Origin of the sequence: Micromonospora sp. NPDC005254 (assembly GCF_042872525.1) — a bacterium.
In the GTDB taxonomy this organism is placed as follows: Bacteria; Actinomycetota; Actinomycetes; order Mycobacteriales; family Micromonosporaceae; genus Micromonospora.
Window position 1 is genome coordinate 109339 of record NZ_JBIAKM010000005.1, and the last position, 23978, is coordinate 133316.

Genomic DNA, 23978 nt, shown 5'->3' on the forward strand with positions numbered 1-23978 from the left:
GGCGTGTCGCGGCAATAACTTCATGATCAACGGAGTGTGGCGGGTGGGGGCGCGGGGTGGGGTGGGGGTGGGGTTGGGTTAGCGGAGGGCTAGGCGGGCTGCTCGGGCGTCGCGCTTTTCTTCGAAGCGAGCCGCCGCGTTCTCCAGGGCCTCCAGCTGGGCCGCGAGCTGTTCGCGGGCGGCTTCGCCGTCGGCGTCGAGGCCGGTCACGTTGAAGACGTCCCACTGGCGCAGCACCGGCTGCAACACCTCGTCGCGGTGCTGGCGCAGGTCGTAGATGCCCGCGAGGGCGATCGCCACCGACTTGCGGGCGAAGCCGTCGATGCCGTTGCCGGGCATCTGGAAGTTGGCCACCACGTCGGCGACCGCCCGCATGGCCTGGCTCGGGGCCAGCTCGAACGCGGCGGCGAGCAGGTTGCGGTAGAAGACCATGTGCAGGTTCTCGTCGGCGGCGACCCGGGCCAGCAGCGCCTCGCAGGCGGGGTCGCCGGTGGCCTTGCCGGTGTTGCGGTGCGAGATGCGGGTGGCCAGCTCCTGGAACGAGACGTACGCCAACGAGTGCAGCACCTCGTCGTCGTGCACGTTGACGTAGCCCGCGGACATGTGGGTCATCCGGGCGCGCTCCAGCGCCACCGGGTCGACCGCCCGGGTGACGGTCAGGTAGTCGCGGATGGCCGTGCCGTGCCGACCCTCCTCCGCGGTCCACCGGTGCACCCAGGTGCCCCACGCGCCGTCGCGGCCGAACAGGGTGGCGATCTCGTGGTGGTACGAGGGCAGGTTGTCCTCGGTCAGCAGGTTGACGATCAGCGCGGTACGGGCGACGTCCGGGATGGTCGAGTCGGTCGGCGACCACGCCTCACCATTGAGCGGCCCGTCGAACGTGCGACCCTCGCTCCACGGCACGTACTCGTGCGGGAACCACTCCTTCGCCAGCGAGAGGTGGCGGTCCAGGTTGCGCGCGACGACCGGCTCCAGCTCGACGAGCAGGGCGGTCTGGCTCAGTGTCGTGCTCACGGTCACGAGTAACTCCCTACGGTGGCGTAACTTACGCTACCGTAGGTCCCCGCGGCCGTCCGCGCCAGTCGTGACACTCAACCGACCTTCGGCTTCAGGTCCTCCCGGGGCGGCGCCCACTCCCTCGCGTCGGCCGTGACCTGCTCACCCGAGCGGATGTCCTTCACCTCGTCCGGAGCGCCGTCGGCCCCCGGGAACCAGACGTACGGGATGCCGCGCCGCTCGGCGTAGCGGATCTGCTTGCCGAACTTCGCCGCGCTCGGCGACACCTCGGTGGCGATGCCCCGCCGGCGCAGCGCCGACGCGATCCGGCCACTGGCCGAGCGCTGCTCCTCGTCGGCCACGGCCACCACGACACAGGTGGGCACCGAACGGGAGACCGACAGCTCCCCCGCGCCGAAGAGCAGCCCGAGCAGCCGGGTCACGCCGATCGAGATGCCCACCCCGGGGTACGAGGTGGCGCCGGCGCTGGCCAGGTTGTCGTACCGGCCGCCGGAGCAGATCGAGCCGAAGCGCTCGTAGCCACGCAGCTGGGTCTCGTAGACGGTGCCCGTGTAGTAATCCAGGCCACGGGCGATGCGCAGGTCCGCCACGCAGAGGCCGGGCGAGTGCTCGGCGGCGGTGTCCACCACCCGGACCAGCTCCTCGACGCCCTCGTCGAGCAGCGGGTCGCTCACCCCGAGCGCCCGGATGGCGTCGGCGAACGAGGCGTCCGGGGCGGAGATCTCGGCCAGCGCCAGGCATGCCTTGGCCTGCGCCTCGCTCGCCCCGGCGGTCTCGGCCAGCAGCTCGGCCACCTTCGCCGGGCCGATCTTGTCGAGCTTGTCGACGGTGCGCAGCGCCGCCTCCGGGTCGGTCACCCCGATGCCGCGGAAGAAGCCCTCCCAGATCTTGCGGTTGTTGACCTGGATGGTCACCGGCGGGATGGGCAGGGCGCGCAGCGCGTCCCCGATGACCAGCGGCATCTCCGCCTCGTGGTGCGGGGCCAGGGTGTCCCGGTCGATGATGTCGATGTCGGCCTGGACGAACTCCCGGTAGCGGCCCTCCTGCGGCCGCTCACCCCGCCACACCTTCTGGATCTGGTAACGACGGAACGGGAAGTGCAGCTTGCCGGCGTTCTCCAACACATACCGGGCGAACGGCACGGTCAGGTCGAAGTGCAGGCCGAGCTGGTCGTCGCCACCGGATCCCTCGGCGTCGGCGTGCAGCCGCCGGACCACGTAGACCTCCTTGGAGGTCTCGCCCTTGCGCAGCAGCTGGTCCAGTGGCTCCACGGCGCGGGTCTCCAGCGGCGCGAACCCGTACAGCTCGAAGGTGTCCTGGATCTTGCCGAGCACGAACTGCTCGATCATCCGCTGGCCGGGGGTCCACTCCGGGAAACCGGAGATGGGCGTGGGCTTGCTCATCGGCGTACTCCTTGCGATCCCGCGCCCGCGGCGCGGTGGTGTCGTGGGTCCGCGCGCGGCGCGGACGAAGAACTAGAGGCCCCGGGTGGGAGCGGCCGGCGCCGCGCCGGCCACCTCGATGAGGTACGGGTTGCTGGCGCGTTCGCGGCCGATGGTGGTGCTGGGGCCGTGCCCGGGCAGCACGACGGTGTCGTCGGCCAGCGGGAGGATCTTGTCGCGCAGGCTGGTGAGCATCGCCGGCATGCTGCCGCCGGGCAGGTCGGTGCGGCCGATCGAGCCGGCGAAGAGGACGTCGCCGGAGAGGCAGATCTCGTCGGCCTCCCACCCCGACCCGGCGCCGGGCAGCCGGAACAGCACCGACCCGCCGGTATGGCCCGGGGCGTGGTCGACGGCGATCTCCAGGCCGGCGAGCGTGAGGGTCGCGCCGTCGGTCAGCTCGGCCACGTCCTCCGGCTCGGTGTAGCTCAGCCGGCCACCGAAGAGCGAGGTCAGATCGGTCGACAGGCCCTTGGCCGGGTCGGCGAGCATCTCCCGGTCGCCGGGGTGCACGTACGCGGTGATTCCGCGCGCACCGCAGACCGGCGCCACCGAGAACGTGTGATCCAGGTGGCCGTGGGTGAGCAGCACGGCGGCCGGATGCAGGCGGTGCTCGGCGAGCAGCGCGTCGAGCTGGTCGAGCACCCCGATGCCGGGATCGACCACCACGCACTGCTCCCCCGGCGCGGTGGCCACCACATAGCAGTTGGTGCCGAAGGCGTCCGCGGGAAAGCCGGCCACGAGCACGGGCGCTGTCCTCTCCGTCGAGCTGTCGTCCTGCCCAGCAGCCTAACCGGCGGGGCGAGCGCGTTTGCCGCGTCCGCCCCCGAGGCCCCATCCGACACAGTGACATCGCACGATATGGGCTGCTGGCGGTGGGGTGGACCTCGTACACCACATTCCCAGTCACTAGCCGTACACTCTGGCGGGCGTGTGGCGTGGCACACGCGAGCCCGGACGGGCCGGGGTACCCGGCCGCCGGTGACGACCAGGCAGAGGAAAGGGGAGCACCTGTGGCTTCCAGCAGGGACCGGCAGCGCAAACTGGCGCGGGCCAAGCTCGACCGGCAGCTGGCTCGCCGGGCCGCCGCCACGCGGCGCCGCCGGCAGATTCAGGCCGGTGTCGGCGCCTTCCTGGTCCTCGCGGTGATCGTGGCCGGCTCGGCCTGGGCGCTCGGGGCGTTCGACTCCGATCCGAAGAAGAACACCGCCGCGGAGGACACCTGCCTCTGGACGCCGCAGGACGCGACCGCCAACACCAACCTCAAGGACGTCGGCACGCCGGCGACCAAGGGCCTGCCGACCGACGGCACCCGGGCGATGACGGTCACCACCAACCAGGGTGCGCCGATCACCGCCGAGCTGAACCTGGCCAACTCCCCCTGCGCCGCGGCGAGCATCGCCCACCTGGCGAGCCGGTCGTTCTACGACAACACCAAGTGCCACGAGATCACCGCCGACGGCGCGCTGCGCTGCGGTGACCCCAGCGGCACCGGCCTCGGCGGGCCGACCTACTCGTTCTACGACGAGGACGTGCCGACCGTGCCGTCGGCGTCGCCGTCGGCCAGCCCGGCGCCCGGTCAGCCGCCGACGTACCCCAAGGGGACCGTGGCGATGATCTCCAACCCGCCCGGCACCAACGGCAGCCAGTTCCTGATCTTCTTCAAGGACTTCACGACCACGGACCCGAAGTACCCGGTGATCGGCAAGGTGACCGGTGGGCTCGACGTGGTCGAGAAGATCGGTGCCCTGCCGACCGTGGACAATGGGACCGGGGCCAAGGTCAAGCCCAAGACCGACGTGGTGATCCAGAGCCTCACGGTCGGCGAGCCGGTCACCGGCGCGGCACCGGCGCCGTCCGGTGCACCGGCCAGCAGCCCGAGCGCCGGCTGACCGGTCGCCCCACCCCACCCGAGCGGCACCCCGCAGCAAACAGCCAGGAGGATCCAGGCGTGACGTCCACCAGAGAGCGGCAGCGCGCGGCGGCACGCGCCCGACTCGAGAAGGAGATGGCCGAGCGCTCGGCCAAGGCCCGCAAGCGCCGCCAGACGCAGGCGATCGTCGGCGCGGCGGCCGTGCTGGTGCTCGTGGTCGCCGGCACCGTCTGGCTGGCCACGACCCTCGGCGGCGACGACGACAAGAGCGACACCGCCGCCTCGGCGCCCGGCGCCAGCGAGTGCGTCTACAACGCGATGCCCGCCGACCAGCGGCCCCCGCAGATCAAGGACGTCGGGGTGCCCAGCAACCAGCAGTCCGCCAAGGGCGTGCAGACCATGACGATCACCACCAACCTGGGCCCGATCACGGCCAAGGTCGACCGGTCGCAGGTGCCGTGCACGGCGGGCGCCTTCACCTACCTCGCGGAGAAGAACTTCTTCGACAACAGCAAGTGCCACCGCCTGGTGACCGAGGGCATCAAGGTGCTGCAGTGCGGTGACCCGAGCGCCACCGGCAAGGGCTGGCGGGACACCGACGGCACGGGTGGCCCGAGCTTCCGGCTGCCGGAGGAGAACCTGCCCACCGACAAGCGCCCGCCGTACCCGGAGGGCGTCATCGCGATGGCCAACTCCGGTCAGCCGGGCAGCACCGGCAGCCAGTTCTTCATCGTCTACGGCGACTCGCCGCTGGACCCGGCGTACACGGTGCTGGGCACCGTCACCGGCGGCATGGACATCGTCAAGGACGTGGCCAAGGCCGGCGACGACGGGGCGTTCGCCCAGCAGGCCGGTGGCGGCCACCCGAAGAAGGAGGTCACGATCACCGACCTCACGATGAGCCCGCCGCAGGGCTGACACCCGCACGAGACGAGGAAGCGCCCGCCGGCTGTGCCGGCGGGCGCTTCCGTGTGCGGGGTACGGGGTTCAGGCGCCCGAGGTGACCCGGTACGCGTCGAAGACCCCGTCGACCTTGCGGACGGTGGCCAGCAGGTGGCCCAGGTGCTTCGGGTCGGCCATCTCGAAGCTGAACCGGCTCACCGCCACCCGGTCGCGGGTGGTGGTGACGGTGGCGGACAGGATGTTGACCCGCTCGTCGGAGAGCACCCGGGTGACGTCGGCGAGCAGCTTGTGCCGGTCCAGTGCCTCGACCTGGATCGCCACCAGGAACGTGGAGGCGGACGTGAGCTTCCAGCTCACCTCGACCACCCGCTCGGCCTGGGCCCGCAGGTCCTCGGCGTTGGCGCAGTCGTCGCGGTGGACGCTCACCCCGCCGGAGCGGGTGACGAAGCCGAACACCGAGTCCGGTGGGACCGGGGTGCAGCAGCGGGCCAGCTTGATCCACACGTCGCTGACGCCACGGACCACCACGCCGGGGTCGCTGCTGCTCTGGCGGCTGCGCGGCGGCCGGGTGGCGACGGCGGTCTCGGCGATGTCCTCCGCCGCGCCCTCCTCGCCGCCGTACGCGGCCATCAGCTTCTGCACCACCGACTGCGCGGAGACCTGACTGTCGCCGACCGCCGCGTACAGCGAGGCGACGTCGGCGAGGTGCAGGTCCCGGGCGATCGACATCAGCGCGTCGGAGGTGAGCATCCGCTGCAACGGCATGCCCTGCTTGCGCATCGCCTTGACGATCGCGTCCTTGCCGGCCTCGATCGCCTCCTCGCGCCGCTCCTTGTTGAAGTACTGGCGGATCTTCGTGCGGGCGCGCGGACTCTTGACGAAGCCCAGCCAGTCCTGTGTGGGGCCGGCCGTCTCGGACTTCGACGTGAAGATCTCGATCACGTCGCCGTTGGACAGCGTCGACTCCAGCGGGACCAGCTTGCCGTTGACCCGCGCGCCGATGCACTTGTGCCCCACCTCGGTGTGCACGGCGTACGCGAAGTCCACAGGCGTCGACCCGGTCGGCAGCGGGATGACGTCACCCTTGGGGGTGAAGACGTACACCTCCTGGCTGGACAGGTCGAAGCGCAGCGCGTCCAGGAACTCGCTCGGGTCGGCCGCCTCGCGCTGCCAGTCGAGCAGCTGCCGCAGCCAGGTCATCTCGTCGATGTGCGCGGGCGGGCCGACGATCTGGGTGCCCTTGTGCTCCTTGTACTTCCAGTGCGCGGCGATGCCGAACTCCGCGGTGCGGTGCATCGCGTACGTGCGGATCTGCATCTCCACCGGCTTGCCGGTGGGCCCGATGACCGTCGTGTGCAACGACTGGTACATGTTGAACTTGGGCATCGCGATGTAGTCCTTGAACCGCCCCGGCACCGGCTGCCAGTTGGCGTGGATCACGCCGAGCGCCGCGTAGCAGTCCCGCACGGTGTCGACCAGGATCCGGACGCCGACCAGGTCGTAGATGTCGTTGAAGTCGCGACCCCGCACGATCATCTTCTGGTAGATCGAGTAGAGGTGCTTCGGCCGCCCGGTCGTCTCCGCCTTGATCTTGGCGGCCTTCAGGTCGGTGCCGACCTTCTGGGTGACCTGCCTCAGCAGCGACTCCCGCTGCGGCTGGTGCTCCCCGATCAGCCGGTTGATCTCCTCGTAGCGCTTCGGGAACAGGGTGCCGAAGGCCAGGTCCTCCAGCTCCCACTTGATCGTGTTCATACCGAGCCGGTGCGCCAGCGGCGCCAGGATCTCCAGCGTCTCCTTGGCCTTCTGCTCCTGCTTGGGGCGGGGCAGGAAGGTCAGGGTGCGCATGTTGTGCAGCCGGTCGGCCAGCTTGATCACCAGCACCCGCGGGTCCTTGGCCATCGCCACGACCATCTTGCGGATCGTCTCGGCCTTGGCGGCGTCGCCCAGCTTGACCTTGTCCAGTTTGGTGACACCGTCGACCAGCAGGGCGACCTCGCCGCCGAAGTCGGCGCGCATCGCGTCGAGGGTGTACTCGGTGTCCTCGATGGTGTCGTGCAGCAGCGCGGCCACCAGCGTGGTGGTGTCCATCCCCAGGTTGCCGAGGATGGTGGCGACGGCGAGCGGGTGGGTGATGTACGGGTCGCCGGACTTGCGGTACTGCCCGGAGTGCCACCGCGCCGCCGTGTCGAAGGCGCGCTGGAGCAGCCGCGCGTCGGCCTTCGGGTGGTTCTCGCGGTGACTCGCGATGAGCGGCTCCAGCACCTCGCTGACCTGCGAGGTCTGCCAGGGCGCGTTGAACCGGGCCAGCCGGGCGCGCACCCGCCGACCGGTGGGCGCGTTGGACAGCCCGAAGCCACCGCTCGGCGACGGGTCGACGCCGGCGTCGGCCGGAAACGGGACCACGACCCCGTCGGCGCCCGGGGACGCCTCCGTGGTGGCGCTCGCCGTGACCCCGGTCGGAGCCGTCGCGTCGTCGGCAGGAGCCCTGCCGGAGCCGTTGTCGGTGCCCGTCACCCGGGCCGGCGCGTCGCCGTTCCGGTCGGTCACCGAGCCGTCAGCGTCGCCTGTCGGGTGCACCGTGCCCTCCGCCGGAGGGACGACATCGTGGGACACCGGCCTCCTCACCGCTCGCCGGAAACACACCGGCCGAACATCGGCCGGCCTGGTCTCGCGTCGCCGGACGGTGTACCGCCGGCGTCAGCAAAGGGCAATGCTACCCGCACGGACGGTCCCCTGCCGCTCCGCCGGACGGTCGGCGCGACCTCCGCCCGGCGGGCCGGGTTCAAACGGTCAGCAGGGCATGGACCGGACGCGGCGCCAGCCGTTCCCGCGCGCCCAGGAAGCCGAACTCCAGCAGCACGGTGAAGCCGGTGACCGTCCCGCCGGCCCGCTCGACCAGGTCCAGCGTCGCCTCGGCGGTGCCGCCGGTGGCCAGCACGTCGTCGACGACAAGCACCCGGTGGCCGGCGGTGAAGGCGTCCTCGTGCACCTCCAGGGTGGCCTCGCCGTACTCGAGGGCGTACGACACCGAGTGCGCCGGGCGGGGCAGCTTGCCCGCCTTGCGCACGGGCACCACGCCCACCCCGGCCGCGTACGCGACAGCTGCCGCGACGACGAAGCCGCGCGCCTCGATGCCCACCACGACGTCGAAGCCGTCCCGCCCGTGGTACGCGACGATCTCGTCGACCACCTCGCGGAACGCCTTCCCGTCGGCGAACAGCGGCATCAGGTCCTTGAACAGGACACCGGGCTGGGGAAAGTCCGGCACGTCCAGCACCCGGCTGGCCACCAACCGGGCGGCCTCCGGGCCGCTGTCCCCGCGCGCCGCGGTGCTGTGGGTCTCCGTCACGGCTGTCTCGTTTCCCTTCCCACGACGACGGCGTCCGGCATGCTGCTCGCACAGCATGCCGGACGCCGTTCGGGCGTTTCCTCCCGGGGCGACCCCGGGGGTCGGTCAGCGCCGCTTGGCGCCGCCGGGCCGGTTACCGCCGCCGCCGGGGCGACCGCCCCGGGCGCCGGTCGGCCGCTTGCCCGCCGGCCGCGCGCCCACCTTCGGGGCGGCGCCGGCCAGCGCGGCGGAGTCGGGATCGAGCGGCGCGTCGGCCGCCTCGCCCTCGACCGGGGCCGGGGCACCCTTGCCGGTGACCTCGCCACGGCCCGGCGTACCCCGACGGGCCTGCACCCGCTTGTTGTGCGCCTGGATGCGGGGGTCGTAGTTCTTCAGCAGCGCCAGCAGCGGCGTCGCCACCAGGATGGAGGTCAGGAACGCCACCGCCATACCCACGAACAGCACCAGGCCGAGGTCCTTCAGCGTGCCGGCGCCGAGCAGGCCGGCGCCGATGAAGAGCAGACCACCGACGGGCAGCAGCGCCACCACCGAGGTGTTCAGCGACCGCATGAGGCTCTGGTTGACGGCCAGGTTGGCCGCCTCGCCGTACGTCATGTTGTTGTTGGCGGTGATGCCCCGGGTGTTCTCCTGCACCTTGTCGAAGACCACCACCACGTCGTAGAGCGCGAAGCCCAGGATCGTGAGGAAGCCGATGATCGTCGACGGGGTGACCTCGAAGCCGACGAGGGAGTAGATGCCGGCGGTGAGGATCAGGTTGGTGAACAGCGACGCCACCGCGGCGACCGCCATCCGCCACTCGAAGCGCAGGATCAGGTAGACCATCACCAACGCGATGAAGATGACCAGACCGAGCAGGGCCCGCGAGGTGACCTGGCTGCCCCACGCCTCGCTGACCTGGTTGTCGCTGATCTGGTCCGCGTTGATGCCGAACCGCTGGGCGATGTCGGCCTTGACCGCGGTGGCCTGCTCCGCGCTGAGCTGACCGGTACGCAGCTCGTACGAGTCGCCGCCCGTGCCGCCGACCTTCTGCGCGGTCACCACCTCGGCGCCGCCGCCCTTGGCCGCGAGCGCGGCGTCGACCTGCTCCTCAGCCTGGTTCAGGGTGCCGACGCTGGCCGGCACCTGGAACGAGTTGCCGCCGGCGAACTCGATGCCGAGGCTGAACCCGCGGATCGAGAAGCTCAGAATCGCGATCAGGATCAGGATCCCGGCGACGCCGAACCAGAGCTTGCGCCGGCCGACGACGTTGAGACCGGCCTCGCCGTTGTAGAGGCGGCTCGCCAGACCGTTCTGAGCCATCTCAGGCCTCCTTGGCGCGCGGGTTGCGGGGCTGAGTCTGCTGGCTGCGGGCCGGGAGTGCCCGACCCAGGCCGCTGACCCGCGGGGACAGGAACGCCCGGGTCCGGGCGAACATCGTCATGATCGGGTGCCGGAAGAGGAAGACCACGACCAGGTCCAGCACCGTGGCCAGGCCGAGGGCGAACGCGAAGCCCTTGACCGTGCCGACCGAGACCACGTAGAGCACCACTGCGGAGAGCAGCGTGATCGCGTTTGCCGAGATGATCGTCCGGCGGGCGCGGACCCAGGCGCGGGGCACCGCGCTACGCGGGCTGCGTCCCTCCCGGATCTCGTCTTTCAGTCGTTCGAAGTAGATGACGAACGAGTCCGCCGCCACACCGAGCGAGACGATCATGCCGGCGATGCCGGCGAGGGTGAGCGTGAAGCCGATCTGCCGACCGAGCACCACCAGCGCGCCGAAGACGAGCAGCGCGGACAGGATCAGGCTCAGGAAGATCACCGAGCCGAGCAGCCGGTAGTAGAAGAACGCGTAGATGATGACCAGCAGCATGCCGATGCCGGCCGCGAGCAGACCCGCGCGGAGGTGGCTGGCACCCAGGGTCGCGGTGACGTTCTGCGACTCCTGCGGCTGGAAGGTCACCGGCAACGCGCCGTAGCGGAGCTGACTGGCGAGCGCGCTGGCGTCCTTCTGGGTGAAGTTGCCGGTGATCTGGGAGTTGCCGGTCAGCACGGCCTGAATCTCCGGGGAGGAGACGATCTCGTTGTCCAGCACGACGGCGACCCGGCACTTGCCGTCCTGCCCGAGAGCGGTCGCGTCGCAGGCCTGGCCCTCGTTGGTGAACGCCTCACGGGTCAACGCGGTCCACTTGCCCTGGCCGTCGCCGGTGAAGTCGAGGCTGACCACCCAGGCGTTGGTCTGGTCGAGCACCGCGTTGGCGTCGTCCACGTCGGTGCCCAGCACCTTGGCCTGGTCGAGCAGGTACTTCGAGGCGCCGTCCTCGCAGGACACGACCTGCTGCTTCGGGTCGGAGATCGAGGCCGGGGGGCGCTTGTCGAGCTGGGCGCAGCCGATCGTCGGCACGTTGAACTGCATCTGCGCCGGCAGCACGGCAACCTCTTGCGGGCTCAGCGTGCTGAACGGCTTGAGCTTGTCGCCCAGCGACGGGTCGGCGCTCAGGTCGGCGGGGGCCTGCAGACCGCTGGCGGCCTGCCAGGCGGCGGCGCCGACCTTCTGCTCGACGGCCTTGCGCTGCTCCTCGATGCTCGCCGGCACCGGCTCGGCGCTGGCGCTCGCCGACGGGGCGGCGGCGCTCGCCGAGGCCGAGGGGGTCGGTGTCGCGCTGGCGGACGGCGCGGGCGCCATCCCGCCCTGTCCACCGCTGCCCGACGGGGTCGCCGAGGGGGCGCCGCTGCCCGACGGGGTCGCCGAGGGGGCGCCGGACGGGGTGACGCTGCCCGGGGCTGCCGTGGCGGCCGGCGGGGCGGCGGCCGTCCCGCTGCCGTCGGCGGCCTTGAGCACCTTGCGGAAACGCAGCTCGGCGGCGCTGCCCACCTCGTCGAGGTTCCGGTTCTCACCGGGCAGGGAGATGACGATGTTCCGGTTGCCCTCGGTGACCACCTCGGCCTCGGCCACGCCGAGCCCGTTGACCCGGTTCTCGATGATCTGCCGGGCCTCCTCAAGGTTTTGGGCCGTCGGGGGCTTGCCATCGACGCTGTTGGTCGCCTGCAGCGTCATCCGGGTGCCGCCGATCAGGTCCAGGCCGAGCTTGGGCTCCAGCCGGTCCTTGAAGCTGCCGCTGGCACCGCCCGCGAAGAACACCAGAAGGTAGAGGACCACGAAGATGAACCCGAGCACGGCGAGCTGCCGGCCGGGGCGCATCTGTCCCTGAGGTGGTGCCACGGTTGTCCTGTCTCCCTGTACGGTCGCGCCGCTGCGCGCGGCGGCGGCGAGTGTCGGGCCGGGGGTCCCGGCCAACGGGTCTGACCTGGGCCGACGGGGTGCCGACACAGTGGCCGGACACGCCGGCATGGGGACGCCGACGGCCACGGGAACGTGCCGACGCCCGGCGTCGACCCAACTATCCAGTTTTCACGTCACGTCCGCTGCCCCGTTGGGCGCGGTGGCCGGGGAGCCGGTCACCCGGCCGTACGCCGGAACCGTCACCCCCGCGGGAGGGTCACTCCTTGACGGTGTCCGCGTCCTCGGTGACCGGCTCGCTCGGCAGCTCCGCGCGGGTGACCACCCGGGCGATGGCCGGTCGGGCGTAGCGGGTCTGCACGCCCGGAGCGATCTCGAGCAGCACGGCGTCGTCCTCGACGCCGGTGACCGTGCCGTAGAGCCCGCCGATGGTGACAACCTCGTCGCCCGGGCCCAACGCGGACTGCATGGCCTCCGCATCGCGGCGACGCTTCTGCTGCGGACGGATCATCATGAAATACATGACGCCGAAGAGCAGGACGATCATCAGGATCGGCGTGAAGCCGCCGGCCCCACCACCCGCTGCAAGGTATTGCACGGTTACTGCCTTCCCATTGGCCACCTGTCCGGCACGGGAGTGCCGGAGCGGAGGCGGATTCTCACATCCTGTACAGACCGCGGCGAAGTCTAATCCCTGCACCTGAGAACACCGAATGCGGCACAGATCACGTTCACATCACGGCTGATCGGTGTCCAGGGAGAACAGACCGGGCGGAGACGGGATATCCATCCCAAATGTACCATTCGGTGGAGTACGCCCCAGGTGCCGCCAGGCGGCTTCCGTGGCCACCCGCCCCCGCGGGGTACGCGCCAGCAGGCCGGCACGCACCAGGAACGGCTCGCAGACCTCCTCGACCGTGTCCGGCTGCTCCCCCACCGCCACGGCGAGGGTGGACAACCCGACCGGGCCGCCCCGGAACGAGTCCACCAGCGCGGTCAGCACCGCCCGGTCCAGCCGGTCCAGGCCCAGCGCGTCGACGTCGTACACCGTCAGTGCCTTGCGGGCGGTGCCCAGGGTGACCACGCCGTCGGCCCGGACCTCGGCGTAGTCGCGGACCCGGCGCAGCAGCCGGTTGGCGATCCGGGGGGTGCCCCGGGACCGGCCGGCGATCTCCGCCGCGCCGTCGGCGGTGATCGGCACCCCGAGGATGCGCGCCGAACGGTGCAGCAGCGTCTCCAGGTCCGCCGGGGCGTAGAAGTCGAGGTGCGCGACGAAGCCGAACCGGTCCCGCATGGGCCCGGTCAACAGACCCGAGCGGGTGGTCGCGCCGACCAGGGTGAACGGCTCGACGTCCAGCGGGATCGCGGTGGCGCCCGGCCCCTTGCCGACCACCACGTCGACCCGGAAGTCCTCCATCGCGCTGTAGAGCAGCTCCTCCGCCGGCCGGGCGATCCGGTGGATCTCGTCGATGAAGAGCACATCGCCCTCGGCGAGGCTGGTCAGGATCGCCGCCAGGTCACCGGAACGCTCGATCGCCGGGCCGCTGGTCACGCGGATGCCGGCGCCCAGCTCCGCGGCGACGATGTTGGCCAGGCTCGTCTTGCCAAGCCCGGGTGGGCCGGAGAGCAGGATGTGATCCGGCGGGGACCCCCGCCGCATGGCGCCCTGCAACAACAGGTCGAGCTGATCGCGCACCCGGTCCTGGGCGATGAACTCGGCCAGCCGCCGGGGCCGCACGGTGGCCTCCGCGTCCCGGTCGGCATCACTGACGTACGCCGAGACGAGCCCGTCGGTCTCGCTCACCGTGCCGCCTCCCGTCGCCCCTGGGCGGTCATCGGGTACGACCCAGCAGGCGGATGGCCTGCTTGAGCAGGACCGGCACGGGCGGGGTGGCGCCGTCGATGGTCTCCGCCACCGCGGCCACCGCCTGGTCGGCCTGCCCGGCCGTCCAGCCCAGACCGACCAGCGCCTGCCGTACCTGATCGGGCCAGGCGCCGCCGGTCACGCCGCCCACCCCGTCGGCGCCGATCGACACCGGACCGATCCGGTCCCGCAATTCCAGCACCAGGCGCTCGGCGCCCTTCTTGCCGATCCCGGGCACCCGGGTCAGCGCGGCGGTGTCGGCGTTGGCGATGGCCTTTCGCACCGCGTCCGGCGTGTGCACGGCCAGCACGGCCTGGGCCAGCCGTGGGCCGACCCCGCTGGCGGTCTGCAACAGCTCGAACAGCGCCTTGGCGTCGTCGTCGGCGAAACCGTAGAGGGTCAGGGAATCCTCCCGGACCACCAGGCTGGTGGCCAGCCGCGCCGGCTGCCCCACCCGCAGCTCGGCGAGGGTCCCGGGGGCGCAGTGCACGGCCAGGCCGACCCCGCCGACCTCGATCACGGCCAGATCCGGACCTGTCGCGGTCACCGTGCCGCGCACGCTGGCGATCATCGTGCTCCTCCTCGTCGTGCCCGATCGGCCGCGGCGGCCAGCTTGGAACGGGTGCCACCGCGCCACACGTGGCAGATGGCCAGGGCGAGAGCGTCGGCGGCGTCGGCCGGCTTCGGTGGCTCGTCCAGCCGCAGCAGCCGGGTCACCATGGCGGTCACCTGCGCCTTGTCGGCCTGACCGGAACCGGTCACCGCCGCCTTCACCTCGCTCGGGGTGTACGTCTGCACCGGCAGCCCCGCCCGCGCCCCGGCCAGCACGGCGATGCCGCTGGCCTGCGCGGTGCCCATCACCGTCCGGACGTTGTGCTGGCTGAACACCCGCTCGACGGCGACGCTCTCAGGCTGGTGCTCGGCGACCAGCTTGGTCAGCGACCGGTCCAGGTGCAGCAGGCGCAGCGGCAGGTCGTCGGCCGGGTCGGTGTAGACCACGTAGTAGGCGATGAGCGTGCAGGGCCGACCGGGCACCCCCTCGACGACGCCCACCCCACACCGCGTCAACCCCGGGTCGACCCCCAGCACCCGCACGCCGCCCCCTCCCCCAGCCGTCAGCAGTACGTGTGTTCGACACCCTAACTGCCGGCCTTCCCACCGGCCCCACGGGACACGCCCTCCCCCACCCCACACCCCGCGCCACGATCTGGGCAACGTCCCGGAGGTTGCTGCCTCCGACGCCCGAGAGACAGCCTTCCGGCGCGCGGCTCGGCGGGGCGGGCGCGGGCCATGGGGGCAGGGGCCACACAGCAGGGGTACGGAGTATGTGTCGCTGCCCCATGTGCCGCAGGGCACACAGCTCGTAACTTCTTGCGCCATGACGGCAGAACCCGTGGCGGTCCCCCACGTCGTACAGGTCGACCTCGCTGGTCGGACCGCCCTGGTCACCGGGGGCGGCAGCGGCATCGGGCGGGCCTGCGCCCTGCGGTTGGGCGCGGCCGGCGCCAAGGTGCTCGTGGTGGATCGCAACCTGGAGGCGGCCAAGGCGGTGGCCGCCGAGGCCGGCGGACGCGCCGAGGGCGTGGACCTGGCCGACGCAGCGGCCGTGGACGCGCTCGACGTGGACGTGGACATCGTGGTGAACAACGCCGGGCTCCAGCACGTGGCGCCGCTGCAGGACTTCCCCGTCGAGCGCTTCGAGTACATCCAGCGGGTGATGGTGGAGGCGCCGTTTCTGCTGATCCGCCGCGCGTTGCCGCACATGTACGCCCGGGGCTGGGGCCGGATCGTCAACATCTCGTCGGTGCACGGCCTGCGCGCCTCGCCCTACAAGGCGGCCTACGTCTCGGCGAAGCACGCCCTCGAAGGGCTGTCGAAGGTGGTGGCGCTGGAGGGGGCCGCGCACGGGGTGACCGCCAACTGCATCAACCCGGCGTACGTGCGGACCGCCCTGGTGGAGAGCCAGATCGCCGATCAGGCGGCCAGCCACGGCATCGGCGAGGCCGAGGTGATCGAGAAGGTCATGCTGGCGCGGGCCGCCATCAAGCGGCTGATCGAGCCGGAGGAGGTGGCCGAGCTGTTGGCGTACCTCTGTTCGCCGCCGGCGGCCTTCATCACGGGCGCGTCGATCGCGCTCGACGGGGGCTGGACGGCCAACTAGTGGGCCTGAGCACAATGTCGACCATGTCGTCGCCGGTGGAGTTCCTCGAACTGCTCGCTCGCGAGGCCGCCGCGGTGGAGTTCGAGGGCCCGTTGGTGGCCGCGCGCGCCGCCGGGATGCCCGCCGACCGGCTGGCCGAGCTGGAGCAGGCCAAGACTGTGGCGTTGCGGGTTCGCGCGCTGCTGGAGCGCCGCCGCCGTCGCGAGACCGAGCTGTCCGGCCTGTACGACACGGTCAGCGACCTGGCCGGGCTGCGCGACCTGGACGACGTGCTGCGGGCGATCGTGCACCGGGCCCGTCACCTGCTCGGCGCCGACGTGGCGTACATGACGCTCAACGACGACGAGCGCGGCGACACCTACATGCGGGTGACCGACGGGTCGGTCTCGGCCCGCTTCCAGCGGCTGCGGCTGCCGATGGGCGCCGGCCTCGGTGGTCTGGTGGCCCAGTCCGGCGCCCCGTACGTGACCGCCAACTACGGCGAGGACGCGCGCTTTCACCACACCGGGGAGATCGACGCCGGTGTGGGCGAGGAGGGCCTGGTGGCGATCCTCGGGGTGCCGCTGCGACTCGGTTCCACCTCGATCGGGGTGCTCTACTCGGCCAACCGCTCGGCCCGGCCGTTCGCCCGCGAGGAGGTGGCGCTGCTGGTCTCCCTCGCCGCGCACGCCGCGGTGGCGATCGACACGGCCCGGCTGCTGGCCGAGACCCGCTCGGCGTTGGCCGAGTTGTCGGCGGCGAACACCACCATCCGGGCGCACAGCAGCTCGGTGGAGCGGGCCGCGGCGGCGCACGACCGGATGACGGCGCTGGTGCTGCGCGGCGGCGGGGTGGAGGACGTGGCCGCCGCGGTGACCGAGGTGCTGGGCGGGGCGCTGTTGGCGTTGGACGCCCAGGGCCGGTTGCTGGCCCGGGTGGGCGAGATCGACGAGCCGGACCGGGCGGACATCGTCGAGGCGGTGGCCGCCTCGCGTACGGAGGGACGCAGCGTGCGCCGCGGCCCGCTCTGGTACGCGGCGGTGGTGGCCGGCGCGGAGAACCTGGGCGCGTTGGTGCTGCGTCCCGACGACGAGTTGGTCGACGCCGACCAGCGGATCCTGGAGCGGGCCGCGCTGGTGACGGCGCTGCTGCTGCTGTTCCGCCGGACCGTGGCCGAGGCGGAGGGGCGGGTCCGTGGCGAGTTGCTGGACGACCTGATCGCCCGGCCGCTGCGCGACACCGACGCGCTGCGCAGCCGGGCCCGGCGGCTCGGCGTGGACCTGGACGCGCCGCACGTGCTGGTGGCGGTGGGCGACGACGCGATCGCGGCGACCGGCTCGGCCCGGCAGCGGGTGCTCTCCTGGGCCACGACGTACGCCACGGCGCGCGGTGGCCTGGCCGCGGCGCGCGACGGTCGGGTGGTCCTGATGCTGCCCGGCCAGGATGCCGGTGGCAGCGCCCGCGCGGTCGCGCGGGACCTGTCGCGGGTGACCGGCCGGCCGGTGACGGCCGGGGCGAGCGGCCCGTCGACCGGGCCGGGGACGCTGGCCGGGACGTTCCACGAGGCGGACCGCTGTCTGACGGCGCTCGGTGCGCTGGGCCGCGCCGGTCAGGGCGCCAGCACCGCGGAGCTCGGCTTCGTCGGGCTGCTGCTGGGCACGGTCGGTGACCGGGGTGAGCGGGACGTGGCTCAGTTCCTGACCGCCACGGTCGGGCCGGTGGTCGACTACGACGCCCGGCGCGGGACGGCGCTGGTGAAGACGCTGGAGGCGTACTTCGGGGTGGGCGGCAGCCTGGCCCGGGCCGCCGAGCAGTTGCACGTGCACGTCAACACGGTGACCCAGCGGCTGGAGCGGGTCGGGCAACTGCTCGGCGCGGACTGGCAGCGGCCCGAGCGGGCGTTGGAGGTGCAGTTGGCGCTGCGCCTGCACCGCCTGCGCGCCCCTGCGGGTTGACCCCGCCGGGGGCGCGCGGTCGGGTCAGCGGGCGCGGATGCCGTCGAGGACGCCGTCGACGACCTGCGTGGGCAGGTTCCGCTCGTCCAGCTCCGGGTTCCACTGCAGGACCCGTTGGATCAGCATCGGCCCGGTGAGCAGCGCCATGGTCACCTCGACGTCGATGTCGGGGCGCAGCAGCCCCTCGTCGATGCCGCGCCGCAGCACCTCGCGCATCAGCTGACGCCGGGGCTCGATGATGGTCTGGTAGAGCTGGTACTGGTCCGGGCTGCGGTTCACCGCCGGCACCAGGCAGGGCATGATCTTCGCGGCGCGGGGGTCGACGTTCTGCCCGACCGCGCCGACCAGCAGGAGCAGGTCGTCGCGGACGGAGTGACCGGCTGGCTGCGGCATGATGCCCTTGAGCCGGCGCAGCGCGTCCAGCAGCAACGCGTCCTTGCCGGCCCAGCGGCGGTAGATGGTGGCCTTGCCGACGCCGGCGCGGGTGGCGATCGCCTCGATCGAGAGCGCCTCGACGGTGCTTCCCTCGGCGAGCAGGTCGAGGGTCGCCTCGATGATCGCCTCGTCGGCGCGGATGCTCCGCGGTCGCCCGGGCGACCGCGGAGCATCGGCGGTGGACGTCATGTCGGACATTGTCCCCTAACCTAGGCCGTCCCGGCCAACTCGGGCTCGGCGGCGGGGGCCGCCGAGGCCGGAGCCAGCGCGTCGCGACCCGGCATCCATCGCAGCACCACCAGCACGCCGAGGGCCGCGACGACCGCGGACAGCGCCGCCGCCCAGTGCATGGCGGTGACGAAGGCGTCGTTGGCCGCCGAGATCAGCGTCGGCGCCGCCGGGCCGAGCTTCGCGGCCGCAGCGTACGCCCCGGAGATCGACTCGTTGGCCGCGTCCTGGGCCTGTGCGGGCAGGCCGGTCAACGCGTCGCCCACGTCACTGCGGTAGACCGCGGAGAGCACCGAGCCGAGGACCGCCACGCCGAGCGCGCCGGCCACCTGGCGGACGGTGTTGCTCACCGCGGAGCCCACGCCGGCCTTCTCGCGGGGCAGCGCCGACATGATGGACTCGGTGGCCGGCGGCATGATGTTGGCCATCCCGACGCCCTGAATGAAGAAGACGACAAGCACGATCCAGATCGGGGTGGACGCGCCGATGAAGGCGAACGCGGCCAGCGCCACCACTGTCAGCCCCAGCCCCACGGCGGCGACCGCCCGGCCGCCGTAGCGGCGGACCATCGCGGCGCTGCGCGGCGCGAAGATCAGCTGGGCGCCGGCGAAGGGCAGGAAGAGCAGGCCGGTCTGCAGCGGGCTGTAGTCGCGGACCAACTGCAGGTAGAACGAGCTGAAGAACATCACGCCCATCGCGGCGAAGAACACCAGGCCGACGATCGCCACCGGCGCGGCGAAGCGCGGCACCTTGAACAGCCGGACGTCCAGCGACGGGTGGTCGGAGCGCAGCTCGTGCCGCACGAACCAGGCCAGCACGGCGAGGCCCACCAGGATCGAGCCCCAGGCCACCGGACGGTCGAAGCCATGCTCGCCACCGTCGATGATGCCGTAGGAGAGGGCCACCAGGCCGACCACGGAGAGCAGGACGCCGAGCAGGTCGACGCGGCCGGGGCGCGGGTCACGCGATTCGGGGACGAGCAGCGCCACCAGGAGAACGCCGGCGACGACCACCGGGACGTTGATCAGGAAGACCGAGCCCCACCAGAAGTGCTCCAGCAGCGTGCCGCCGAGGATCGGGCCGATCGCCACGGCCAGGCCGACCGCGCCGGCCCAGATGCCGATGGCCCGGCCGCGCTCACGCGGGTCGAACACGTTGGAGATGATCGAGAGCGTCACCGGCATGATGGCCGCGCCGCCGACCCCCATCAGGGCGCGGGCCGCGATGAGCTGCGCGGGGCTGTGTGCGTACGCGGAGAGCAGCGACGCCAGGCCGAACAGCGCCAGCCCGATCATCAGGAAGCGCTTGCGGCCGGCGCGGTCGCCGAGCACCCCGAAGGTGAACAGCAGTCCGGCGAAGACCAGCGTGTAGGAGTTGATGGACCACTCCAGCTCGCCCTGGCTGGCCCCGAGGCCGTGCACCGGGTCGGCCAGGGTGCGTAGCGCGACGTTGAGGATCGTGTTGTCGAGGACGACGACGAGGAGGCTGATCACCAGCACCCCCAGGATCGCCCACCTCCTCGGGTGTCCCGTGTTCTCGTGCAGTTCCATGCCCGGTTCTCCCCCCGGTTGCACCCGACGCAATACGATACGAGCCAGACTCGTATCGCGGGACAGCCTAAGGGCGGGCATTAACGATACGGAACCGATCCGTATCGTATGTGGCGGGCATCACCTCCGCTGTGCCGCGAGACAGGCGGCGACGGCGGCCGGCAGCCCGCCCAGATGGCCCACCGGCGCGGCCAGCGGCTCGATCCAGCCCGGCCCGGCGCCGTACACCCGCAGGCGCGGAAAGTCCCGGGCGAAGCGCACGAGGCGGTACGCGCGGCCGGTGACCGGCGTCTGCGACCAGAGCACGACGGTGTGCGGGCGAGCCCGGTACACCGCGCTGGTCAGGGCGGCCCAGGGCAGCGCGGGCCCCAGGTGCAGGCAGCCGCGGCCCTGCTCCCGCAGGGCGGCGGCGAGCGCGTGCAGGCCGAGGGAGTGCGTCTCCTGCTCGGCCCCGGCCAGCAGCACCCCGCCGACGGGCAGGGAGCGGCCGGGCTCGCGGCGGTACACGTCCAGTCCGACCCGGACACCCTCGGCCAGGGCGTGCTCGACGGCGATCTCGGCGGCGCCGCGCCCCGACAACCGCCCCAGCAACGGCCGACAGACCTGCTCCCAGAGCGCCGGCACGCCCCACTCGGCGGCCAGCTCCCGCGTCAGCGCGGCGACACGGTTACCGTCCAGGTCCTCGGCCGCCAGCGAGACCCGCTTGAGCGCGGTCTGCACGGCGTCGGCCGGCATCGGCTCGGTCAGCATCGGCTCGGTCAGCACAGACGTACCCCCGGGTAGACGTTCTCTACCCGGGGGTTCGCCGCGAGCGCGCGCGGCGGATGCGCCCGGCGGGAATTTACCGGCGCCGGAGCGCCAGCCGGCGGGCCAGCGCGGCGGCGCTGCCCCAGATGCCGCGCCGGAAGAGCACCACCACGAGGACGAAGATGCCGCCCGTGACCAGGCCGATCGCCTCGAATCCGGAGAACGACAACCAGTCCTCCAGGCGTACGACGACCGCGGCGCCGAGCACCCCGCCCCACAGCGTCCCGATCCCGCCGAGCACCACCACGATGACCGCCTTGCCGGAGGTGGTCCAGTGCAGCACGTCGAGCGAGACGAACCGGTGCCCCACCGCGAACAGGCCGCCGCCGAGGCCGGCGATGAACCCGGACAGGACGAACGCGGTGAGCTTGTAGCGGTGCACCGGGTAACCCAGGGCACGGGCGCGGGCCGGATTGTCGCGGATGCCGACGAGCACCCGGCCGAACGGCGAGTGCACGATCCGCCAGGCGGCGGCCAGCCCGAGCAGCACGATCGGCAGGATCGCATAGTAGAAGTAGTAGTCGTCGGTCAGATCCAGGCCGAAGAACGAACGGGGCACCCCCTGCAGGCCGTTCTCCCCCTGCGTCACGGAGCGCCACTCGTTGGCCACGTAGTAGACCATCTGCGCGAACGCGAGGGTCACCATGGCGAAGTAGATGCCGGTCCGCTTGACCGCGAGATAGCCGATCGGCACGGCGAGGACGGCCGCGGCGAGCGCCCCGGCCAGCACCGCCAGGGGGAACGGCAGGCCGGCGTGGATGGCCACCAACCCGGTGACGTACGCGGAGGTGCCCCAGAACGCGGCGTGCCCGAAGGACATCAGCCCGGTGAAGCCGAGCAGCAGGTCCACCGCCACGGCGAACAGCGCCCAGCAGAGGATGTCCACCGCGACGGCCGGGTAGAGGCCGTTGGGCAGCCAGGCCGCGACGGCCAGCCCGACGGCGAGCAGCGCGTACCGCACCCAGCCGGGGGCGTGGGCCACGGCGACCAGCCCGGACGGCGGCGTCGAGCGGGACGCGTCGGCGGGAGTGTCCACGGTGCTCGTCATGCCGGGGCCTCCTCACGACCGAACAGGCCGGCCGGACGCCAGAGCAGGACGCCGGCCATCACGACGAAGACGATCGTCTGCGACACGATCGGGAAGTTCGACAGGTACGCCTCGCCCCACGCCTGCACCAGGCCGATGCCGAAGCCGGCGGCGACCGAGCCGAAGATGGAACCCAGACCGCCGATCACGACCACCGCGAAGACCACGATGATCAGGTCGGCGCCCATCAGCGGGTTGACCGCGCGCATCGGCGCGGCCAGCACACCGGCGAGCCCGGCCAGGCCGATGCCGAAGCCGAAGACCGGCGTCACCCAGCGCCCGACGTCGATCCCGAACGCCCGGGTCAGGTCGGGCCGCTCGGTGGCCGCGCGGACGACCATGCCGATCCGGGTCCGGGTGAGCACCCACCACACCGCCACACAGAGCAGCACCGCGAAGCCGAGGATGAACACGCGGTACGTCGGGAAGTCGAACAGGCCGAAGTTCACGGTCCCGTCCAACAGCGCCGGGGTCGCGTACGGGCTGGACTGCACGCCGTAGCGCAGCTTCACCAGGTCCTGCAGGATCAGCGTCAGGCCGAAGGTGAGCAGGAAGTTGTAGAGCGGGTCGAGCTTCGTCAGCCGGTGGATCACCGCGCGCTCCAGGGCCATGCCGAACAGCCCGAGCCCCACCGGCATGATCACCAGGGCCGCCCAGAACGGCACGCCCGCCTCGGTGAGCAGCACGTACGCGCCGAACGCGCCGAGCATGTAGAACGCGCCGTGCGCGAAGTTGACCACCCGCAGCATGCCGAAGATGACGGCGAGCCCGAGGGCGAGCAGGGCGTAGAACGCCCCGCTCACCAGCCCGTTGAAGGTGTTCTGCGCGAAACCACTCATAGCTTGCAGTCCGCCGACGGCGCGCGGAACGCCTCCGCGGCGGGGATCGTCTTGAGCACCTTCACGTAGTCCCACGGCTCGGTGACCTCGGCCTGCGGCTTCACCTGGGCCAGGTACGCGTCGTGCACCACCCGGTGGTCCTCGGCGCGGATCTTGCCGTTGCGCAGGAAGACGTCCTCGACCGTCTTGCCCTCCAGCCCCTTGACCACGGTGTCCGCGTCGTCGGTGCCGGCGGCCTGCACCGCCTCCAGGTACTGCAGGGCCGCCGAGTAGTTGGCGGCGTGCGCGAACGTCGGCCGGGTGCCGGTCTTCTGCTGGAACCGGTCGGCGAACTCCCGGTTCTTCGCGTCGAAGTTCCAGTACCAGGCGTCGGTGTACGTGGTGCCGGCCAGCGCCGCCGGGGTGAGCGAGTGGATGTCGGTGAGGAACATGAGCCCCACCGCCAGGCCGACGCCCTTCTCGCGCAGCTTGAACTCGTTGTACTGCTTCACCACGTTGACCAGCTCCGCGCCCGCCTGCATGGTGCCCAGCACGTCCGGCTTCGGGTTCAGCGTCGGCGCCTTGAGCAGGAACGTCGAGAAGTCGCCGCTGGTGTTCGGGAACGGCGCCCCGTCCTTCCCGACGACAGTCCCGCCGGCCGCCGTGATCGCGGTGGAGAAGCTCTTCTCCATGTCCTGCCCGAACGCGTAGTTCGGGTAGAGGATGTACCAGTTCTTGCCGATCTGCTCGGTGGTGGTCTTCCCGGTGCCGTTGGCCAGCATGTACGTGTCGTAGGCGTAGTGGAACGTGTATTTGTTGCAGCTCTTGCCGGTCAGGTCGGTCGTCGCCGCGCCGATGTTGAAGTAGAGCTTCTTCTTCTCCTTCGCCACGTCGGCCACCTTCAGCGCCGCCGACGAGGTGGGCACGTCCAGGATGAGGTCGACGCCCTTGCGGTCGTACATCTCCTGGGCCTTGGAGTTGGCCACGTCCGGCTTGTTCTGGTGGTCGGCGGTCTCCACGGTGATGTCCTTGGTCACCGCCTTGTCGCCGTACTTCGCGGTGAAGTCGGCGATGGCCATCTCCACCGCCGTCACCGAGTTCTTGCCGGACAACTCCGAGTACGCCCCGGACTGGTCGTTGAGCACGCCCAACACGATCTTGTCGCCGGTCAGCTTCTGATCGCCGCCCGACTGGGGTCCACCGCCGCCGCAACCCGCGACCAGCACCACCGCGGCCGACGCCGCGGCCACACCCACCGTCCTGCGCATGCCCACTCCATCCATTCCGCGCGCCGTC

21 protein-coding genes are annotated in these 23978 nt (G+C 71.7%); 4 read left to right on the forward strand and 17 right to left on the reverse strand.

Annotated elements, in window-relative coordinates; genetic code table 11:
* Positions 1 to 78: 78 nt before the first annotated feature.
* The 3 genes from ACFYPR_RS16875 to ACFYPR_RS16885 form a co-directional block, all read right to left on the reverse strand.
* Positions 79 to 1020, reverse strand: a complete 942-nt coding sequence (locus ACFYPR_RS16875) for an acyl-ACP desaturase (RefSeq protein ID WP_354856035.1) — start codon at positions 1018 to 1020, stop codon at positions 79 to 81.
* A gap of 71 nt (positions 1021 to 1091) precedes the next feature.
* Complete coding sequence (gene hisS, locus ACFYPR_RS16880) at positions 1092 to 2420, reverse strand: histidine--tRNA ligase (protein WP_354856034.1); 1329 nt, start codon at positions 2418 to 2420, stop codon at positions 1092 to 1094.
* A gap of 72 nt (positions 2421 to 2492) precedes the next feature.
* Positions 2493 to 3203: an MBL fold metallo-hydrolase gene (locus ACFYPR_RS16885; RefSeq protein ID WP_355065755.1), complete on the reverse strand. Its 711-nt coding sequence runs from the start codon at positions 3201 to 3203 to the stop codon at positions 2493 to 2495.
* Positions 3204 to 3469: 266 nt separating this feature from the next.
* Between ACFYPR_RS16885 and ACFYPR_RS16890 the strand changes: the two genes are divergently transcribed.
* Complete coding sequence (locus ACFYPR_RS16890) at positions 3470 to 4348, forward strand: peptidylprolyl isomerase (RefSeq protein ID WP_355136356.1); 879 nt, start codon at positions 3470 to 3472, stop codon at positions 4346 to 4348.
* A 59-nt stretch (positions 4349 to 4407) separates the two neighbouring features.
* On the forward strand, positions 4408 to 5247 hold the full coding sequence (locus tag ACFYPR_RS16895) for a peptidylprolyl isomerase (protein WP_354856031.1): 840 nt from the start codon (positions 4408 to 4410) through the stop codon (positions 5245 to 5247).
* A gap of 69 nt (positions 5248 to 5316) precedes the next feature.
* Here the strand turns inward: ACFYPR_RS16895 and ACFYPR_RS16900 are convergent, their stop codons facing one another.
* The 8 genes from ACFYPR_RS16900 to ruvC form a co-directional block, all read right to left on the reverse strand.
* Positions 5317 to 7845, reverse strand: a complete 2529-nt coding sequence (locus ACFYPR_RS16900) for a RelA/SpoT family protein (RefSeq protein ID WP_387260739.1) — start codon at positions 7843 to 7845, stop codon at positions 5317 to 5319.
* Positions 7846 to 8014: 169 nt separating this feature from the next.
* Positions 8015 to 8581: an adenine phosphoribosyltransferase gene (locus ACFYPR_RS16905; protein WP_387260742.1), complete on the reverse strand. Its 567-nt coding sequence runs from the start codon at positions 8579 to 8581 to the stop codon at positions 8015 to 8017.
* A gap of 105 nt (positions 8582 to 8686) precedes the next feature.
* Entirely contained in the window at positions 8687 to 9880 is a 1194-nt protein-coding gene (secF, locus tag ACFYPR_RS16910; RefSeq protein WP_354856028.1) for a protein translocase subunit SecF, read from the reverse strand.
* A 1-nt stretch (position 9881) separates the two neighbouring features.
* Complete coding sequence (gene secD / locus ACFYPR_RS16915) at positions 9882 to 11780, reverse strand: protein translocase subunit SecD (protein WP_387182196.1); 1899 nt, start codon at positions 11778 to 11780, stop codon at positions 9882 to 9884.
* 277 nt (positions 11781 to 12057) lie between these two features.
* Entirely contained in the window at positions 12058 to 12396 is a 339-nt protein-coding gene (yajC, locus tag ACFYPR_RS16920) for a preprotein translocase subunit YajC (protein ID WP_354856026.1), read from the reverse strand.
* Between the two features lie 138 nt (positions 12397 to 12534).
* On the reverse strand, positions 12535 to 13602 hold the full coding sequence (ruvB, locus tag ACFYPR_RS16925; protein WP_354856025.1) for a Holliday junction branch migration DNA helicase RuvB: 1068 nt from the start codon (positions 13600 to 13602) through the stop codon (positions 12535 to 12537).
* Between the two features lie 28 nt (positions 13603 to 13630).
* Positions 13631 to 14233, reverse strand: a complete 603-nt coding sequence (gene ruvA / locus ACFYPR_RS16930) for a Holliday junction branch migration protein RuvA (protein WP_354856024.1) — start codon at positions 14231 to 14233, stop codon at positions 13631 to 13633.
* On the reverse strand, positions 14230 to 14757 hold the full coding sequence (gene ruvC / locus ACFYPR_RS16935) for a crossover junction endodeoxyribonuclease RuvC (RefSeq protein WP_234583505.1): 528 nt from the start codon (positions 14755 to 14757) through the stop codon (positions 14230 to 14232). Before ruvC ends, ruvA begins: the two co-directional genes overlap by 4 nt.
* A 283-nt stretch (positions 14758 to 15040) precedes the next feature.
* Here ruvC and ACFYPR_RS16940 point away from each other — a divergent pair, with 283 nt between their 5' ends.
* Both ACFYPR_RS16940 and ACFYPR_RS16945 read left to right on the forward strand, forming a co-directional pair.
* Entirely contained in the window at positions 15041 to 15823 is a 783-nt protein-coding gene (locus ACFYPR_RS16940; RefSeq protein ID WP_354856023.1) for a 3-hydroxybutyrate dehydrogenase, read from the forward strand.
* 14 nt (positions 15824 to 15837) lie between these two features.
* The gene (locus ACFYPR_RS16945) at positions 15838 to 17757 is read left to right on the forward strand and encodes a helix-turn-helix domain-containing protein (RefSeq protein WP_355136350.1); all 1920 of its coding nucleotides are present in this window, start codon (positions 15838 to 15840) and stop codon (positions 17755 to 17757) included.
* Positions 17758 to 17781: 24 nt separating this feature from the next.
* On the opposite strand, the gene ACFYPR_RS16950 is transcribed toward ACFYPR_RS16945, so the two are convergent.
* The 6 genes from ACFYPR_RS16950 to ACFYPR_RS16975 form a co-directional block, all read right to left on the reverse strand.
* Entirely contained in the window at positions 17782 to 18390 is a 609-nt protein-coding gene (locus ACFYPR_RS16950) for a TetR/AcrR family transcriptional regulator (RefSeq protein WP_355065747.1), read from the reverse strand.
* An 11-nt stretch (positions 18391 to 18401) separates the two neighbouring features.
* Positions 18402 to 19970, reverse strand: coding sequence for an MFS transporter (locus tag ACFYPR_RS16955; RefSeq protein WP_354856020.1), 1569 nt, complete (start codon positions 19968 to 19970; stop codon positions 18402 to 18404).
* Positions 19971 to 20090: 120 nt separating this feature from the next.
* Positions 20091 to 20735, reverse strand: a complete 645-nt coding sequence (locus tag ACFYPR_RS16960; protein WP_355065745.1) for a transcriptional regulator — start codon at positions 20733 to 20735, stop codon at positions 20091 to 20093.
* Between the two features lie 76 nt (positions 20736 to 20811).
* Positions 20812 to 21825: a branched-chain amino acid ABC transporter permease gene (locus tag ACFYPR_RS16965; RefSeq protein ID WP_355065744.1), complete on the reverse strand. Its 1014-nt coding sequence runs from the start codon at positions 21823 to 21825 to the stop codon at positions 20812 to 20814.
* On the reverse strand, positions 21822 to 22703 hold the full coding sequence (locus ACFYPR_RS16970) for a branched-chain amino acid ABC transporter permease (RefSeq protein WP_355065742.1): 882 nt from the start codon (positions 22701 to 22703) through the stop codon (positions 21822 to 21824). The genes ACFYPR_RS16965 and ACFYPR_RS16970 overlap by 4 nt, the downstream gene beginning before the upstream one ends.
* Positions 22700 to 23950, reverse strand: coding sequence for an ABC transporter substrate-binding protein (locus ACFYPR_RS16975; protein WP_355065740.1), 1251 nt, complete (start codon positions 23948 to 23950; stop codon positions 22700 to 22702). The genes ACFYPR_RS16970 and ACFYPR_RS16975 overlap by 4 nt, the downstream gene beginning before the upstream one ends.
* Positions 23951 to 23978: the final 28 nt, after the last annotated feature.

Excerpts from the sequence above, each read along its gene's own strand:
- secF (WP_354856028.1), bottom strand. The coding sequence starts at position 9,880 with ATGGCTCAGAACGGTCTGGCGAGCCGCCTCTACAACGGCGAGGCCGGT.
- ACFYPR_RS16950 (WP_355065747.1), bottom strand. The coding sequence starts at position 18,390 with ATGTCCGACATGACGTCCACCGCCGATGCTCCGCGGTCGCCCGGGCGA.
- ACFYPR_RS16955 (WP_354856020.1), bottom strand. The coding sequence starts at position 19,970 with ATGGAACTGCACGAGAACACGGGACACCCGAGGAGGTGGGCGATCCTG.
- ACFYPR_RS16975 (WP_355065740.1), bottom strand. The coding sequence starts at position 23,950 with ATGCGCAGGACGGTGGGTGTGGCCGCGGCGTCGGCCGCGGTGGTGCTG.
- ACFYPR_RS16970 (WP_355065742.1), bottom strand. The coding sequence starts at position 22,703 with ATGAGTGGTTTCGCGCAGAACACCTTCAACGGGCTGGTGAGCGGGGCG.
- ACFYPR_RS16965 (WP_355065744.1), bottom strand. The coding sequence starts at position 21,825 with ATGACGAGCACCGTGGACACTCCCGCCGACGCGTCCCGCTCGACGCCG.
- ACFYPR_RS16945 (WP_355136350.1), top strand. The coding sequence starts at position 15,838 with ATGTCGACCATGTCGTCGCCGGTGGAGTTCCTCGAACTGCTCGCTCGC.
- hisS (WP_354856034.1), bottom strand. The coding sequence starts at position 2,420 with ATGAGCAAGCCCACGCCCATCTCCGGTTTCCCGGAGTGGACCCCCGGC.
- ruvA (WP_354856024.1), bottom strand. The coding sequence starts at position 14,233 with ATGATCGCCAGCGTGCGCGGCACGGTGACCGCGACAGGTCCGGATCTG.
- ACFYPR_RS16940 (WP_354856023.1), top strand. The coding sequence starts at position 15,041 with ATGACGGCAGAACCCGTGGCGGTCCCCCACGTCGTACAGGTCGACCTC.